Annotated in this window: 13 protein-coding genes; 4 read left to right on the top strand and 9 right to left on the bottom strand. The window is 58.0% G+C overall.

Annotated features, from left to right (window positions below):
* Positions 1 to 59: 59 nt before the first annotated feature.
* From QP891_RS08000 to QP891_RS08020, 5 genes are all read right to left on the bottom strand, one after another.
* Positions 60 to 971, bottom strand: coding sequence for a hypothetical protein (locus QP891_RS08000; protein ID WP_284770543.1), 912 nt, complete (start codon positions 969 to 971; stop codon positions 60 to 62).
* Positions 955 to 2,745 carry a GmrSD restriction endonuclease domain-containing protein gene (locus tag QP891_RS08005; protein ID WP_284805905.1) on the bottom strand — a complete coding sequence of 597 codons (1,791 nt, stop codon included), beginning with the start codon at positions 2,743 to 2,745 and terminating at the stop codon, positions 955 to 957. Before QP891_RS08005 ends, QP891_RS08000 begins: the two co-directional genes overlap by 17 nt.
* Positions 2,746 to 2,872: 127 nt before the next feature.
* Positions 2,873 to 3,886: a ketol-acid reductoisomerase gene (ilvC, locus tag QP891_RS08010; protein WP_284770545.1), complete on the bottom strand. Its 1,014-nt coding sequence runs from the start codon at positions 3,884 to 3,886 to the stop codon at positions 2,873 to 2,875.
* A 102-nt stretch (positions 3,887 to 3,988) separates the two neighbouring features.
* Positions 3,989 to 4,504: an acetolactate synthase small subunit gene (gene ilvN / locus QP891_RS08015; RefSeq protein WP_284770546.1), complete on the bottom strand. Its 516-nt coding sequence runs from the start codon at positions 4,502 to 4,504 to the stop codon at positions 3,989 to 3,991.
* A gap of 3 nt (positions 4,505 to 4,507) precedes the next feature.
* The gene (locus tag QP891_RS08020) at positions 4,508 to 6,358 is read right to left on the bottom strand and encodes an acetolactate synthase large subunit (RefSeq protein WP_284805906.1); all 1,851 of its coding nucleotides are present in this window, start codon (positions 6,356 to 6,358) and stop codon (positions 4,508 to 4,510) included.
* Positions 6,359 to 6,660: 302 nt separating this feature from the next.
* Between QP891_RS08020 and QP891_RS08025 the strand changes: the two genes are divergently transcribed.
* Positions 6,661 to 7,203 (top strand): PH domain-containing protein, encoded by a 543-nt coding sequence (locus tag QP891_RS08025; protein WP_284770548.1) that lies wholly within the window; start codon positions 6,661 to 6,663, stop codon positions 7,201 to 7,203.
* Positions 7,204 to 7,254: 51 nt separating this feature from the next.
* Positions 7,255 to 9,108, top strand: a complete 1,854-nt coding sequence (gene ilvD, locus QP891_RS08030; RefSeq protein ID WP_284770549.1) for a dihydroxy-acid dehydratase — start codon at positions 7,255 to 7,257, stop codon at positions 9,106 to 9,108.
* On the opposite strand, the gene QP891_RS08035 is transcribed toward ilvD, so the two are convergent.
* The 3 genes from QP891_RS08035 to QP891_RS08045 all read right to left on the bottom strand — a co-directional run bounded on the left by QP891_RS08035 (position 9,105) and on the right by QP891_RS08045 (position 10,900).
* Positions 9,105 to 9,416, bottom strand: a complete 312-nt coding sequence (locus QP891_RS08035; protein ID WP_284770550.1) for a transcriptional regulator — start codon at positions 9,414 to 9,416, stop codon at positions 9,105 to 9,107. The genes ilvD and QP891_RS08035 overlap by 4 nt on opposite strands.
* Entirely contained in the window at positions 9,406 to 9,876 is a 471-nt protein-coding gene (locus QP891_RS08040) for a cb-type cytochrome C oxidase subunit IV (RefSeq protein WP_284817026.1), read from the bottom strand. Before QP891_RS08040 ends, QP891_RS08035 begins: the two co-directional genes overlap by 11 nt.
* A 133-nt stretch (positions 9,877 to 10,009) precedes the next feature.
* The gene (locus QP891_RS08045) at positions 10,010 to 10,900 is read right to left on the bottom strand and encodes a DoxX family membrane protein (protein ID WP_284770552.1); all 891 of its coding nucleotides are present in this window, start codon (positions 10,898 to 10,900) and stop codon (positions 10,010 to 10,012) included.
* Between the two features lie 193 nt (positions 10,901 to 11,093).
* Between QP891_RS08045 and QP891_RS08050 the strand changes: the two genes are divergently transcribed.
* Positions 11,094 to 12,191 (top strand): glutathione S-transferase family protein, encoded by a 1,098-nt coding sequence (locus tag QP891_RS08050; protein ID WP_284770553.1) that lies wholly within the window; start codon positions 11,094 to 11,096, stop codon positions 12,189 to 12,191.
* On the opposite strand, the gene QP891_RS08055 is transcribed toward QP891_RS08050, so the two are convergent.
* Complete coding sequence (locus tag QP891_RS08055; protein WP_284770554.1) at positions 12,160 to 13,032, bottom strand: ArgP/LysG family DNA-binding transcriptional regulator; 873 nt, start codon at positions 13,030 to 13,032, stop codon at positions 12,160 to 12,162. The two genes, QP891_RS08050 and QP891_RS08055, sit on opposite strands and share 32 nt — an antisense overlap.
* A 69-nt stretch (positions 13,033 to 13,101) precedes the next feature.
* Here QP891_RS08055 and QP891_RS08060 point away from each other — a divergent pair, with 69 nt between their 5' ends.
* Positions 13,102 to 13,827 carry a LysE/ArgO family amino acid transporter gene (locus tag QP891_RS08060; protein ID WP_284782914.1) on the top strand — a complete coding sequence of 242 codons (726 nt, stop codon included), beginning with the start codon at positions 13,102 to 13,104 and terminating at the stop codon, positions 13,825 to 13,827.
* Positions 13,828 to 14,032 lie beyond the last annotated feature (205 nt).

Below are 14,032 nucleotides of genomic sequence, written 5' to 3' on the forward strand. Positions count from 1 at the left end.
CCTTCGTTTCAATTCGTTGTGCATTACGCGAAAATCACCGCGTGTGAAGGAAGTGTAGTTCAGTTTGGGGTGCCCTGCCTTATTTTTTCCTTAAATTCTTTCACTTGACCGAATTCCGGGCCCAAAGCAATCAGGGAACCCTCATCCAATCCCGCCACCATGGCCATACTCCGCTTATCTTCCAGCGGATCTGCCGTCGGCATCAGCAATACTGAACCGCCATAGGCCGCGGCCGTAATGACATTGGCTACTGGGCTATCCGCCGTAGCCACAATATTGGGCGCCATCTGGCCATCGCGCCGTGACTGCGCTGGAACGGGCGGTAACTTTTTGTCATCATCCTCCGGTTCGCCCTCATAAGGAATCCAGGCGGGGCGCAACTCAACATAGGGAGTATTATCCAGCCGCGCGATGTCTTTGACCATCTGTTTCGGTGAGGCGACTACCTTGGACTCGTACTGGAATGCCGTAAAATCTCCCAACGCCTCATGCGTGCCTGGGTCCTTGATGACCGTGAAATCACCACTGGATTGAGTCCATGGAATATCACCAATGATGACGAGTCGTTTTACTTCCAAGTCACCTACCAGGTTGAGGATGTCACCGCGCCGCGAAGGATCGTATTCCACGGCCGGCAAGTGCTGGTTAATCGCCAACGTTGCCGCGCGCAATTTGGATTTAGCATCGGGTGCAAAGAGCACCATCGAGTCAGAATCTTCAAAAAAAGTCCGTGCAGCGTCAATGCCGCTAGGATCATCGATGATTTCTAGCTTGCCAGCGAATTTGGGATCGATCAGGCGGTTTTGATTCTCTGACTTGGCGCGCTCAAGCTCAACATCGGACTCGGAGAGATCCGAAAGCCCTCGCTTAACAAGCTTGGGCTCCTGCAAGGCATCGCCGCAGCCGACAAGTACGAGGGAGGCTGCGATAACCGCTGCAGCCGCCCGATACCTCTTAGCGGCCAAATGCATGTGGCCCCTCTTCACCGCCGGCCAGGTTTGCTTCATCGACATCTCGAATGACGGGAATGCCCAAGGTTTCTTCCACCAGGTTCACAAAACGATGGCGACGATCTGCCAAGAATTCCTGAATCTTCGATTCCCTCAGGTTTGCTACATCGAGATCGTGAGATGCCAAGACAGCATCAAATTCCTCGTCTTCCATGATGGACTTGGATTGCACGCGAGGCAGGTAGCGGTTCGGCGCGAACCCATCGAGGACGACCTCTGTGCGCTTGCCCATCGGGGTGTAGTTCATGACCGAATGGGCCAAGACCGAATCCACCCCGTGGCGCTGGCACCAATTCAGTGGGAATACCGGGAAAAACCCGGGCTTCAACTCTTCAAAGGTGTGGCGAGTAAATTCGCTGCCCGTCCGCCAATCCTTCGCGCCGCGGGCCATAAGCAGGGCATAGATTCCGTGCCATACCCCATCGTTTTCATCGACCGAGAGCAGGCGGGATTCCCGGAATCCTGCATCCGCGACCGTCTTGGGAACATCATCGGTGGCCCCGGCAACCCACTCGGTCACCTCATCCACATCGCGGGCGGCGCGCAGCGGCACCGCGGAAGAACCGTAGAGCTCGCCAAAGACGCCACACCAGAACCACTGGTCAATGCGATCCCATGCCTGCTGGCTGGAAAGGGCCCCAGGCCGCTTGGCCAGGCGCGCGATGATGACCGCCAGCGGCACGATCTGTTCCGTATAAGGAACCTGATCGAGGCTTAAAATGCGGCGCTGCGCCAAGAATTCGGCAACCTCGTGGAAGGTAATGCGCAGGTCGTGCGCGGCCGCCTTGTACTCGGACAGGGACAGCTTCAAAATGTCTTCGCGCTGGCCGCCGGCATTGCCCTTCTCCCCTGTGACCAAGAGGGATACTGCGGAGAGGAATTCATTGCGTCCGATGCCATCGAGCGCAGGAGAATCCCGCAGATCCTTTTCCACCTGCTGCCAATCGTTGGCAAGGTGGAAGGTCGGATCTTCGGAGGCAAAGACGGCGGTTAAGAGATCGAAGACATCCATCTGTAAACCTGCGGAATTTGCCTGGGCAAAGATGGAACCGATTCCGGAGCGCTCCGTTTCGCGGGATAGCCGGATCATCGGGATGTCATAGCCCGCCAAGGGGCGCACGATGCGGTTATTGAACGCGGCAAGCTCGGCGCTGCATTGCTCGTGTGTGGCGGCGAGCTCGAAAAGCATGCTGGTGCCTTCCTCGCTGAGTAGCGAGGCCACGGGGATGCACATATTGTCCAGCCCATCCTGGCGGCAGGTAATAGCCCCATCAACGTCGGGGCCGAAGTGCGAGCAGATCTCGCCTTTTTGGTCGACGGCGAAAATGGCGTCATCGGCAAGCAAGTCCCCGCTTACCGCGGCGCGGACGTCGATGAAAAAGCGGCGGTGGACCTTCTTTTTCCGGAAGTCAGTGGTCTTGACAAAACCCTCGCCATTAAAGCAGTGGTACAGGGAGGTAAGGCGCTGTTGGCCGTCCAAGAGCAGCAACCCGGGCTCGACACCAACCTCGGGCGCACCCGCCAGCACCCTGGGGCGGAAACGCATCTTTTCATTGCGGGTATCTAGGGCCATCAGCGCGCCGATGGGGTATCCACGCAGGACCGTAACGATAAGTGAGCGGATGCGGTCTTCATCCCAGGCGTAGCTGCGCTGGAAATCCGGAAGCTGGATATCGCCCCGGTCAATCCGCGAAAAAAGGTCCCTGAGATCATAGCTTGGCGTCGTAAAACCCATAGGGCCAATACTACCCGCAACACCTCCGCGGCACCTCACAGACTTAGGTGCTGCGACAATGCTCAGCAAAGGCACAAAAGCGGCCCACGGGGAGTTTCCCGCGGGCCGCAGTGACTTCAGCTAGTGACTAGGCAGTAGCGTCCAATGGGTTCTTGACCCAGCTCATGAGATCGCGCAGCTTGGTGCCGGTCTTTTCGATCTCGTGCTGCGCAAATTCTTCGCGCATGTCTTCCAGCTCCTTGTTGCCGCCCTCAACGTTGGCGAGCAGGCGCTTGGTGAAGGTGCCATCCTGGATATCGGACAGAACGTCCTTCATGCGCTGCTTGGTATCAGCGTTGATGATGCGTGGGCCGGAGATGTAGCCACCAAACTCAGCGGTATCAGAGACCGAGTAGTTCATGTTGGCAATGCCGCCCTCGAACAACAGGTCCACGATGAGCTTCATCTCGTGCAGGACCTCGAAATAAGCCATCTCTGGCTCGTAGCCGGCCTCGGTGAGGACCTCGAAGCCGTTGCGGATGAGGAACTCGACACCACCGCACAGGACGGCCTGCTCACCAAAGAGGTCGGTGACCGTCTCCGCCTCGAAGGTGGTGGGGATAACGCCCGCGCGGGCGCCACCGATGGCAGCGGCATAGGACAGGGTCAGGTCATGACCCTCGTTCTTCGGATCCTGCTCGGTGGCGATCAAGCAAGGAACACCCTTGCCGTCTACGAACTGGAGGCGGACCAGGTGGCCAGGGCCCTTAGGCGCAACCATGCCGACGGTGACGGACGCAGCCGGCTCAATCAGCTTGAAGTGGATATTCAGGCCGTGACCGAACAGCAGTGCATTGCCGTCTTCCAGGTTCGGGGCGATGTGCTCTTCGAAGATCTCCTTCTGGGAGGTATCCGGCGCCAGCAGCATAACGACGTCGGCCCACTTGGATGCCTCCGCGACGGACTTGACCTCGAAGCCAGCCTCCTCTGCCTTGGCTGCGGACTTAGAGCCCTCGCGCAGACCGATAACAACCTCAACGCCGGAATCGCGCAGGTTCTGGGAGTGGGCGTGACCCTGGGAGCCGTAGCCGATGACCGCTACCTTGCGGCCCTGGATGATCGACAGGTCAGCATCATCGTCGTAGTAGGTATCAATAGCCATTTCAAATCCTCAATTCTTTGGTAGGAAAAGCTGTAATGAAGCGTCCTAACGCAGAGTATATATCACTGAGCGGGACAATGTGTTCACATCGTGAGATTTTATTTACTTTTTGGGAGCCGTAGCCTTCGGGCCGCGCCCCAAGGCTACGTGGCCCGATTGCACGAGTTCGCGAATACCGAAGGGCTCGAGGACTTCAAGCAGCGCCGCGAGCTTGCCCGGCGTACCGGTAGCTTCCACGACAACCGATTCCTTTGCCACGTCGACCACGCGGGCGCGGAAGATATTCACCGCATCCACCACCTGTGCGCGGTTGGAATTATCGGCCGCTACCTTCACCAGCATGATGGCGCGAGCAACCGTGGAATCTTCCTTGAGTTCCACGACCTTGATGACCGGAATGAGCTTATTGAGCTGCTTCGTTACCTGCTCAATGATCACTTCAGAGGCATCCACAACGATGGTCAGCCGGTTAATTCCCGGGGTTTCCGTGTGCGCGGAGACCAGGGACACCAAGCTGTAGCCACGGCGACTGAACATTCCCACCACGCGGGCGATGATGCTTTCTACATCCTCAACTAATACCGATAAGGTATGCCGAGTTACCTCGTTTTGCGTCATGGTTTATGCCTCCTGAATGGTTTCGTCGATCTCAGCCGGGGTCTCCGCGGCGGATTCAGCTTCATCAAAAAGCGGGCGCAGGCCGCGGGCGTACTGGATTTCCTCATTGGAGGCACCGCCACCGATCATCGGCCACACCTGCGCATCTTGGCCGACGATGAAGTCAATGACGACTGGCTTATCGTTAATTGCCTGCGCGCGCTTAATGGCCGGAACGACTTCTTCTTCGCTCGTGACCCGGATGGCTTCACAACCGAGCGCTTCGGCCAAACGGACGAAGTCCGGGGTGAAGGCGTTTTCTTCGCGCAGCTTGGTGTGCGAATAGTGCTGATCATAAAACAGCGTCTGCCACTGCCGGACCATTCCAAGGCTGCCGTTATTAATGACGGCAACCTTAAACGGGAAGCCTTCCAAGGCTGCAGTGGTAAGTTCCTGGTTGGTCATTTGGAAGCAGCCATCACCATCGATGGCCCAGACTTCCTTATCTGGACGCGCTGCCTTTGCACCCAAGGCAGCGGGAACGGCATAGCCCATGGTTCCAGCGCCACCGGAGTTGATCCAGGAACGCGGGTGTTCAAAGTCCAAGAACTGCGCGGACCACATCTGGTGCTGGCCCACGCCCGCACAGTAGATAGCTTCCGGCCCCACGGTTTCACTGAGCTTTTCCAAGACGAATTGTGGATTCAGCAGGCCATCATCGGTGGGCTCATAACCGCGTGGGAAACGCTCTTGCATGCCGCGCAGGTAATCGTGCCACTGTTTCACCTCGGTGGCTGGCTGCACATCCTTCTTGCGGTACTCCTTGCTAAGCGCGGTCAAGCACTTCTTGGCATCGCCGACGATGGGAACTGTAACTTCCCGGATCTTGCCAATCTCAGCTGGGTCAATATCGGCGTGGATGACCTTCGCATTTGGCGCGAATGTTGAGGTATCGCCGGTCACGCGGTCATCGAAGCGGGCGCCGATGGCAATGATGAGGTCAGCACGCTGCATCGCCGCGACGGCCGGAACTGTGCCGTGCATGCCCGGCATCCCCATGTGCAGCGGGTGAGAGTCCGGAAAGGTGCCCAGCGCCATCAGGGTGGTAACCACCGGGATATTCGTGAGCTCCGCAAACTCCAGCAGCTCTTGGGAGGCATTAGCTTTAACGACTCCGCCGCCGACATAGAGCACGGGCTTTTCCGCATGCGACATCAATTCCACGGCCTGAGCTACCTGCCGGTGGTGTGGCTTGGTGACTGGCTTATATCCTTGCAGGTCAAGCGTTTCCGGAAAGCGATAATCCAAAAAGCCGTTTTGCACGTCCTTAGGGATATCCACGAGCACCGGACCGGGGCGGCCAGTGGAGGCCAAGTGGAAGGCAGCCGAAATAGCAGAAGGGATCTCTGAGGGATCCGTCACAATGTAATTGTGCTTGGTAATCGGCATGGTGACACCGCGGATATCGGCCTCTTGGAAGGCATCGGTACCCAAAAGGTTACTGCCCACCTGGCCGGTGATGGCGACGATGGGAACGGAGTCCAAGTTGGCATCGGCAAGCGCCGTAACCAAGTTGGTCGCACCGGGACCGGAGGTAGCGATGCACACACCCACCTTTCCGGATGCCTGCGCATAGCCCTCGGCGGCGTGGCCGGCGCCTTGTTCATGGCGGGTTAGCACGTGGCGAAGCTTGGTTGAACCATGCAGTGCATCGTAGAGCGGAAGCACGGCACCGCCTGGAATACCGAATACGAGATCGGTGCCCAGATCTTCCAGCGTGCGGACAATTGCATGAGCCCCACTCATTCGCTCCGCTGACGCAGCTGTCTTTGCAGCGGCCGCGGAAGCAGGCGTGGGCGAGGATGTCGTTACCACGGTGTATGTGCTCCTTGGGTTGGTCTGTCATGGAAACTGATCATCGAAAACGCCCTAGTTACAACTAAAGCCCCCGCGGGCCGGTGGTCTGCGGGGGCGAAAGCGTCGACGTTCAGGAAACGTCGCGGTCACCGCCGCGCTCGTACCACCTGAAGTCGAATCATGATCATATTTCCAACTATATACCGATAGAATTATATCTGGAAGCCGTTACCCCCTTTTGGGAAAAGTTTCTCATATGATGAAACGCGGCGAAAAAATGGTTCGCTTCCCCACCACATGGTCAATTAGGCTGGCTGACTATGACCCCACCAGCACAGGACAAACAACCTCGTCAGTCCACCACCCAGGCAGAGGTCTTCACCCCTTCCCGCGACCACATCTTGGGCATCTTAATTTTGTCCACGATCGCCTTATTAAGCATTGGCTGGGCGCCCAAATACCTGGGGTGGCTGCTGATTATCCCCGTAATCGGCCTCTGGTGGGTCATCAAGGCCCGCACGCGGATCTCTGAGAAAGGCATTTCCATTTCTTATGCGTTCCGGAAAAACGTTTCCATCGCATGGGATGATTTCGCCGGGATTGGCTTCCAGCGCGCCCGGGCCTTCGCGCAGACTAAAAATGGTGCGAAACACAACCTGCCTGGCGTAACCTTCAACTCACTGCCCCGCTTGGCACAAGCATCCCGCGGGCGCATTCCCGATGCCCTCACCCAGGGCCGCGAGGCAGCCGACGACAAGGTCGTCATCGTGCACCGCGACGGGCAGCAGATCCTCTTAAGCAAAGAGGAATATGCTGCATACCTAGAAAAGCACCCCGAACTTAAAGATTCGGCAGAAAACTAAATCTACTTTCTCCCCCATTTGACCAATCCATAAGGAATAGTGACTTAATCCATGTTCCCACTGCGCTCTAAAGTAACTACCGTCGGACGCCAAGCCTCCGGTGCGCGTGCCTTGTGGCGCGCTACTGGCACCAAGGAAAACGACTTTGGCAAGCCCATCGTCGCTATCGCCAACTCTTATACGCAGTTCGTCCCCGGCCACGTGCACCTAAAAAACGTTGGGGATATCGTCGCCGATGCCGTCCGCGAAGCCGGTGGCGTACCCAAGGAGTTCAATACCATTGCCGTGGATGACGGCATTGCCATGGGCCACAGCGGCATGCTGTACTCCTTGCCCTCGCGCGAAATCATCTCCGATTCCATCGAGTACATGGCCAATGCGCATACTGCCGATGCCCTCGTCTGCATCTCTAACTGCGATAAGATCACCCCGGGCATGCTCAATGCCGCAATGCGGTTGAATATCCCCACGATCTTTGTCTCGGGCGGACCTATGGAGGCCGGCAAGGCCGTCGTGGTCGATGGCGTTGCCCATGCGCCGACTGACCTGATTACCGCTATCACCGCATCCGCGAATGATAGCGTTTCCGATGCTGGCTTGGCCCAGGTGGAAGAATCCGCCTGCCCCACCTGCGGTTCCTGCTCCGGCATGTTTACCGCTAACTCCATGAACTGCTTGACCGAGGCGCTCGGTTTGGCGCTTCCTGGCAATGGCACCACGTTGGCCACCCACAGTGCTCGCCGCGATCTCTTTGAAAAGGCCGGTTCCACCATCGTCGATATGTGCCGCCGCTACTACGGCGAGGAAGACGAGTCCGTCCTGCCGCGCAATATCGCGACCAAGGAAGCCTTTAGCAATGCCATGGCCCTCGATATGGCCATGGGCGGATCCACTAACACCATCCTGCACACCCTTGCCGCAGCGCAAGAGGGTGAAGTGGACTTCACGCTGGATGATATTAATGACATCTCCTACCGCGTCCCCTGCTTGTCCAAGGTCGCGCCCAACGGCACCTACCACATCGAGGATGTACACCGCGCCGGCGGCATTCCGGCTATCTTGGGCGAGCTGCGCCGCGCGGGCCACCTCAACCTCAAGGTGCACACCGCGCTCTATGACAATGCGGAGCAGTGGCTCGATGATTGGGATATCCGCAATCCTCGCGTAACCGATCAGGCCCGCGAGCTCTACTACGCCGCTCCAGGCGGCGTGCGCACCACGGAGCCGTTCTCCCAGTCCAACCGGTGGGATGAACTGGATACGGACGCGGTCAATGGCTGCATTCACGATGCTGACCACGCCTTTTCTTCCGACGGTGGACTGGTGGTCCTGCGCGGCAACTTGGCGCCGGACGGGGCCATCGTCAAGGCCGCCGGCGTGGAAGAAGAGCTGTGGACCTTCTCTGGCCCAGCCCGCGTGGTGGAGTCCCAAGAGCAGGCCGTGTCCATCATCTTGAATAAAGAAGTCCAACCTGGCGATGTGGTCGTCATTCGCTACGAGGGTCCGTCCGGTGGCCCCGGCATGCAGGAAATGCTGCACCCGACGTCCTTCCTCAAGGGTGCCGGCTTGGGCAAGGCCTGCGCCTTGATTACCGATGGCCGCTTCTCCGGCGGCACCTCCGGGCTTTCCATTGGCCACATTTCTCCTGAGGCCGCCCACCAGGGACTCATCGGGCTCATTGAGAACGGCGACACTATTTCCATCAATATCCACGAGCGCGAGCTCACGCTCGACGTGGACGATGATGTTCTGGAGCGCCGCCGCGCCGCGCAAGAACAACGCGAAAAGCCATGGACGCCTGTAGACCGCAACCGCCCCATTACCAAGGCGCTGCGCGCCTATGCCGCAATGGCGACCTCCGCAGACCGCGGCGCGGTGCGCGTGGTAGACGGCTACGTGAACTAACGCGCCATCTCTTGAATGGCCGCGAGGTGGGCATCGAATGCTGACTTGCCAGTAGCAGTCAGCATGACCCACACGGTGTCCTTATCGCGGGAAGACCCGTACTCGCGAAACCGGCTGATATAGCCTTCCTTTTCTAGGGCGGTTAATTGTTTGGATAAGGTGGCGGCCGATTGGTCTACTTCTTCCCGCAGCGCCGCGAAGCGCATCTCGCGGCGCACCTGTCCCTCCACCGCACCCCGCGCGTTCAAAACTGCGCAGATTTTGAAGCGATTGAGCGGATAGATAACCGGGTCAATGTCACTGAGCACTGCGGCCCTCTCCTTGCCGCGCTGCAACGTCCAAGGCACGAGATTGCAGCACCCAGACCATTGCCGCTGCCCACAAGACCATGAAGATTACCAATGCCCACGTGTGCTCACGCAGCATGTTCGTAACAAACATCGGGACAAGTATTACTGCCATCCCCGCGTAGTATTTCTTATCAGCCTTGGGCTGGGTATACGGATCCTGGCGATAGCTGGTCCGCACCTTATTTTGGTAATGAAGCAGCGCCCACACCAAGAGTCCTATAAGAACAAAGTAGAAAATGAGAAACGCGACGGGGTGCATCACCTCCGCGAATACGGTCATTCCCACATAGATCGCTGCCAATGCAATCACTAGGAGGATATTTTGCACCAGCCGCTTACGCTCAGCCCCTTGATCCTGCAGGCTGTCATTAAACTCGAGCGACTTCTTTAGCTCATCTTCCATCTTTTCTGCCACCATCTCAAAATCCAGCTTTGCTTACTTTCCTTTATGGCAATCCTTTCACTTTCCATAGTGGAAAGCAAGGGTACAAAGAAAATCCCCACCGCATTGACTGCGGCGGGGATCCACTCACGCGGTAGCGAATAACAGGCTAAGCAATGGGGTTTACGGCCGCGCCGAAGAACCACACGGCGACCAGGATGGCGATGCCAACCACCACAAAGACCCACGACGTGCCCAGCGGGCGCCGCGCCCAAGAGCGGCCAAAGTCCAAGGAAATGAAACCAGGACCGGTAAATTGCAGGCCAATCGCGATAAAGAAAAGTACCAGGGACAGCCATACCGAGTCCGGCCAGTCAAAGACTTGGAGACCGGCGCCTGATTCCGCCAGCTCGTGCAAGGCGGTGAAACCGGTAACGACCAAGCCAAGCATTGCTGCCAGCGGGCTAATCAGACCCAACAGGAGAAACGCGCCGGCAATCAGCTGCACGGTAGGCACCGCAAGGGCAAACGAATTGGCCCAAGCGTACTCAGAGTAGTCGCCTTCTAGCCCGGAGACACCCGCGCCATCGCCCAGCGAGAAGAAGGTGGATACTCCGGCAATAATGAGGTAAGCACTCATAGCCAATCGGACGAAGAAGAGACCAAAGTCAATGGTGCCGCGGCGCCCATAGCGCTTATAACCTTCCTTGTCCTCCTGCTCCTGCTGTAGCTTGCGCTCTTGTTCCGCCTGCTCCTCTGGGGTCAGGGCAGCACCTTCAGCCGCGAAACCTTCGGTCTGCGCCGCCGCCGAGGGATCTAATACCTGGGTATCCTCACCGGTAGATTGATTGCCCCCTTCCTGTCCAGCCTCATTAGCGGCAGGATTGGGCATAACTTCCGTCTCCGCCGCCTCCTGCTTCTGTGGCCGAATCTCTTGCGGTTCGGCCCGCCCTGCGCGCGCGAAGACATCGGGGTTATCCCGCTGCACAGAATCGTAGGCCGGGACGTTGAGATCCTCATCTAGGGGGTTGGCTTTATCCGGTTGCTGCTTATCGCTCATATGACCAATTTAAGACACTTGCCTGCAGTTTTGCGGTACCGTTAACGGCGCGCCGCAATTGTTCCCCCACCTCCCTTCCCCTGGCCCGCAACTTGTTGTAACATCAACAATGTCATGTAGTTGACATATAAACATTAATTGCCGGCGGGACACTTCCCCGCCTTATCAATCCACCAGAATTGGGAGTGAATCGATGACTTTACACGACTCCGATTGGGCAGGAGATGCCCACAATGCTTCACCAGACGGCGAGTTTATTCGTGATACCACCTATATCGAGGATCGCATTTCACCTGCGGTATCCGAGGTAACCGCACAAGATGATGACACCTTTCATTGGCCGATGGAGGCTGGCCGCTACCGCTTGGTTGCCGCCCGCGCGTGCCCGTGGGCACACCGCGCGGTCATCGCCCGCCGCTTATTAGGTTTAGAAGATTCCATTTCCCTAGCCCTCGCCGGGCCCGTACACGACGCGCGGTCCTGGACATTCGACTTAGATGAGGGCGAGGTAGACCCGGTTTTGGGCTACAAGCGCCTGCAGGAAGCCTACTTCGAGCGCTTCCCGGACTATCCCCGCGGTATTACCGTACCCGCCCTGGTAGAAGAATCAACGGGCCGCGTGGTCACCAATGATTACCCCTCTATGGTGCGCGATTTTATTGAGCAGTGGACGGACTTCCAAGCAGAAGGCGCCCCGGATCTCTTCCCAGAGCAGCACCGCGAGGAGATGGAAGAGCTCAATGAGTACATTTTCCACGGCATCAATAATGGCGTGTACCGCTGCGGTTTTGCCGGTTCGCAAGAAGCCTACGAAGAGGCCTATGACCAGCTGTGGGAGGCACTCGATTGGGCCGAGAAGCGCCTAGGCACCCAGCGTTATATGGTCGGCGATCACATTACCGAGACCGATATCCGCCTATTTGCCACTCTTATACGCTTCGACCCCGTGTATTACTCGCACTTCAAATGCTCGCGCCACAAGATTCAAGAACTGCCCAACCTGCGCGGCTACCTGCAAGAACTTTTCCAGTTGCCAGGTTTTGGTGATACCACCGATTTCACCGAAATCAAGCAGCACTACTTTGCCACTCATTCCGAGATCAACCCCACCCGCATCGTTCCGGTGGGGCCGGATATGTCCTGGTTAGCAGAGCCGCACGACCGCGACCGTTTTGGCGGCCAGCCCTTCGCTCCTGGCGTGCAACTGCCAGGTCCCATCCCCTCCGGCGAGGAAGTAAAGAACCCAGAAGACTTCCAACTTAAGCTCTTCCCAGCGCCGCAGCCGCGTTAATCACCGACCGCGTCAGATCGCTTAAGACCTCGGATTCTAGGCGCCAGCGCTGCCAGTAGAGGTCGATGTCGAGCTGGTGGTCATCGAGAAGCAACAGCTCTTGCGATTCCACCAGCGGCTGGGCCTGGGCCTGCGGCAATAGCCCCCACCCCAGGCCCACGCGCACGGCCTCCAGGTAGCCTTCCGAAGAGGGAATCTGCGAAACCCGGGCGCGCACAACATGGGAATCAATAAAGCGATCCCGCATAGCATCATCAAGCACCTGGTCATTGGGGCCATAGCCCACCAGCGGCATCGTCTCCCAGGTCAGTTGGCCCGCGTGGAAGTGCTCCGCGATGTGCGGGGCGGCGACGGCGAAATAGCGCATGGTTCCCAAAAACGTGGAATCGCACCCGGATACCGGCGAATGTTCCCTCGTCACAGCGCCTAAAACATCGCCGCGCCGCAACATCGCCAGGGTGCGTGCCTCATCCTCAATGCGGATGCGCAGTGCAACGTCACCCCGCTGCGCGGTATCGCTTAATACCTGCGTAAACCACGTGGCCAGCGAATCGGAGTTGATGGCCACCGACAGGGGCACGCGCGCTAGGCGCTGGCCTAACCGCGCATCGGTTTCTGCCTGCACCAACGCCATACGCCGGGCCGCTTGCACCAAGATCTCCCCGGCCTCCGTCGCCCCCACCGGGTTCGCCCGCCGCACCAGCACGCGACCGGTACTCGCCTCCAAGGCCTTGATGCGTTGGCTCACCGCAGACGGAGAAATTCCCAGGACCGAAGCGGCAACCTCAAAGCTTCCTTCTTCCACGATGGCCAGCAAGGTTTCCAAATGTACGGGGTTCATGAAGCTATTCTAAACCATATGAAGATAGATTAACTGGACTTATTTAAGGCTTGGATTCACACTAGAGGCATGTCCATCGTGCTAGCTGGTTTTGTGCTTGGTTTATCGCTCATTGTGGCCGTCGGCCCCCAAAATGCGATGCTGTTGAAATACGGTATCCGCCGCGATCACATCGGGCTCATCATCGTGGTGTGCGCGCTTTCCGATGTCATCCTTATTACCTCCGGCACCGCCGGTGTCGGCTACCTGGTGGAGCGCTTTCCGACTGCACTTGAGGCGCTCAAGTACATCGGCGCAGCCTACCTCGCCTTTTTCACCTTCACCTGCTTCCGCGATGCCTTTAAAACCAAAGGCGAGGCCATCGACGTGGAATCCACTTCCCCCAATTCCACCGAGGAAGTCGCGACCTTCGACGGCGACAGCGACTCCTCGGGTGGAGCCGGCACCGAGCATGGCTCTGTAGCCACCACTACCACCACCCAACGCCAAGAGATCAAGCGCTCGCCCTCCTGGGTCAAGCCGCTGCTTACCGCGCTGGCACTGACCTGGCTCAATCCTGGCGCCTATGTCGACGTTTTGGTCATGCTCGGCGGCATCGCCAACCAGTATGGAGACCCCGGCCGGTGGCTTTTCGCCGGCGGTGCGATTGCCGCCAGCTTTACGTGGTTCCCCGTCATTGGCTTTGGAGCAGCCCGCTTCTCCCACGTCCTCTCCCGCCCCGAGGTATGGCGGTGGATTAACGTTGGCATCGGCGTCATCATGATTGGCCTGACCCTCAAACTCCTCCTGCTTTAACCCCCAGCCCAGCTCCAGCCCCAAGCGTTAAAAGGGGGCATCGGCAAGCACAAGGTATAGAAAATCCCTCCCCCGGGAAATGAACTGCTCCCCATTAGTTGGACTGAGAAATCAGTTACCGACTAGTAGGGAGTAGTTTTCTTTGAGAGCACGAAGTTCGTTGAGCGAATATCAGCGCGAGCAGTTGGTGGAGTGTTTCGAGCAG

Origin of the sequence: Corynebacterium sp. MSK310, assembly GCF_030227355.1 — a bacterium.
GTDB classification, from domain to species: domain Bacteria; phylum Actinomycetota; class Actinomycetes; order Mycobacteriales; family Mycobacteriaceae; genus Corynebacterium; species Corynebacterium rhinophilum.

Bases quoted from the DNA above. Each gene is read 5' to 3' on its own strand.
- QP891_RS08040 (WP_284817026.1), bottom strand. From the start codon at position 9,876: ATGGTGGCAGAAAAGATGGAAGATGAGCTAAAGAAGTCGCTCGAGTTT.
- ilvD (WP_284770549.1), top strand. From the start codon at position 7,255: ATGTTCCCACTGCGCTCTAAAGTAACTACCGTCGGACGCCAAGCCTCC.
- QP891_RS08055 (WP_284770554.1), bottom strand. From the start codon at position 13,032: ATGAACCCCGTACATTTGGAAACCTTGCTGGCCATCGTGGAAGAAGGA.
- QP891_RS08005 (WP_284805905.1), bottom strand. From the start codon at position 2,745: ATGGGTTTTACGACGCCAAGCTATGATCTCAGGGACCTTTTTTCGCGG.
- QP891_RS08060 (WP_284782914.1), top strand. From the start codon at position 13,102: ATGTCCATCGTGCTAGCTGGTTTTGTGCTTGGTTTATCGCTCATTGTG.
- QP891_RS08050 (WP_284770553.1), top strand. From the start codon at position 11,094: ATGACTTTACACGACTCCGATTGGGCAGGAGATGCCCACAATGCTTCA.
- ilvN (WP_284770546.1), bottom strand. From the start codon at position 4,504: ATGACGCAAAACGAGGTAACTCGGCATACCTTATCGGTATTAGTTGAG.
- QP891_RS08045 (WP_284770552.1), bottom strand. From the start codon at position 10,900: ATGAGCGATAAGCAGCAACCGGATAAAGCCAACCCCCTAGATGAGGAT.
- ilvC (WP_284770545.1), bottom strand. From the start codon at position 3,886: ATGGCTATTGATACCTACTACGACGATGATGCTGACCTGTCGATCATC.
- QP891_RS08000 (WP_284770543.1), bottom strand. From the start codon at position 971: ATGCATTTGGCCGCTAAGAGGTATCGGGCGGCTGCAGCGGTTATCGCA.
- QP891_RS08025 (WP_284770548.1), top strand. From the start codon at position 6,661: ATGACCCCACCAGCACAGGACAAACAACCTCGTCAGTCCACCACCCAG.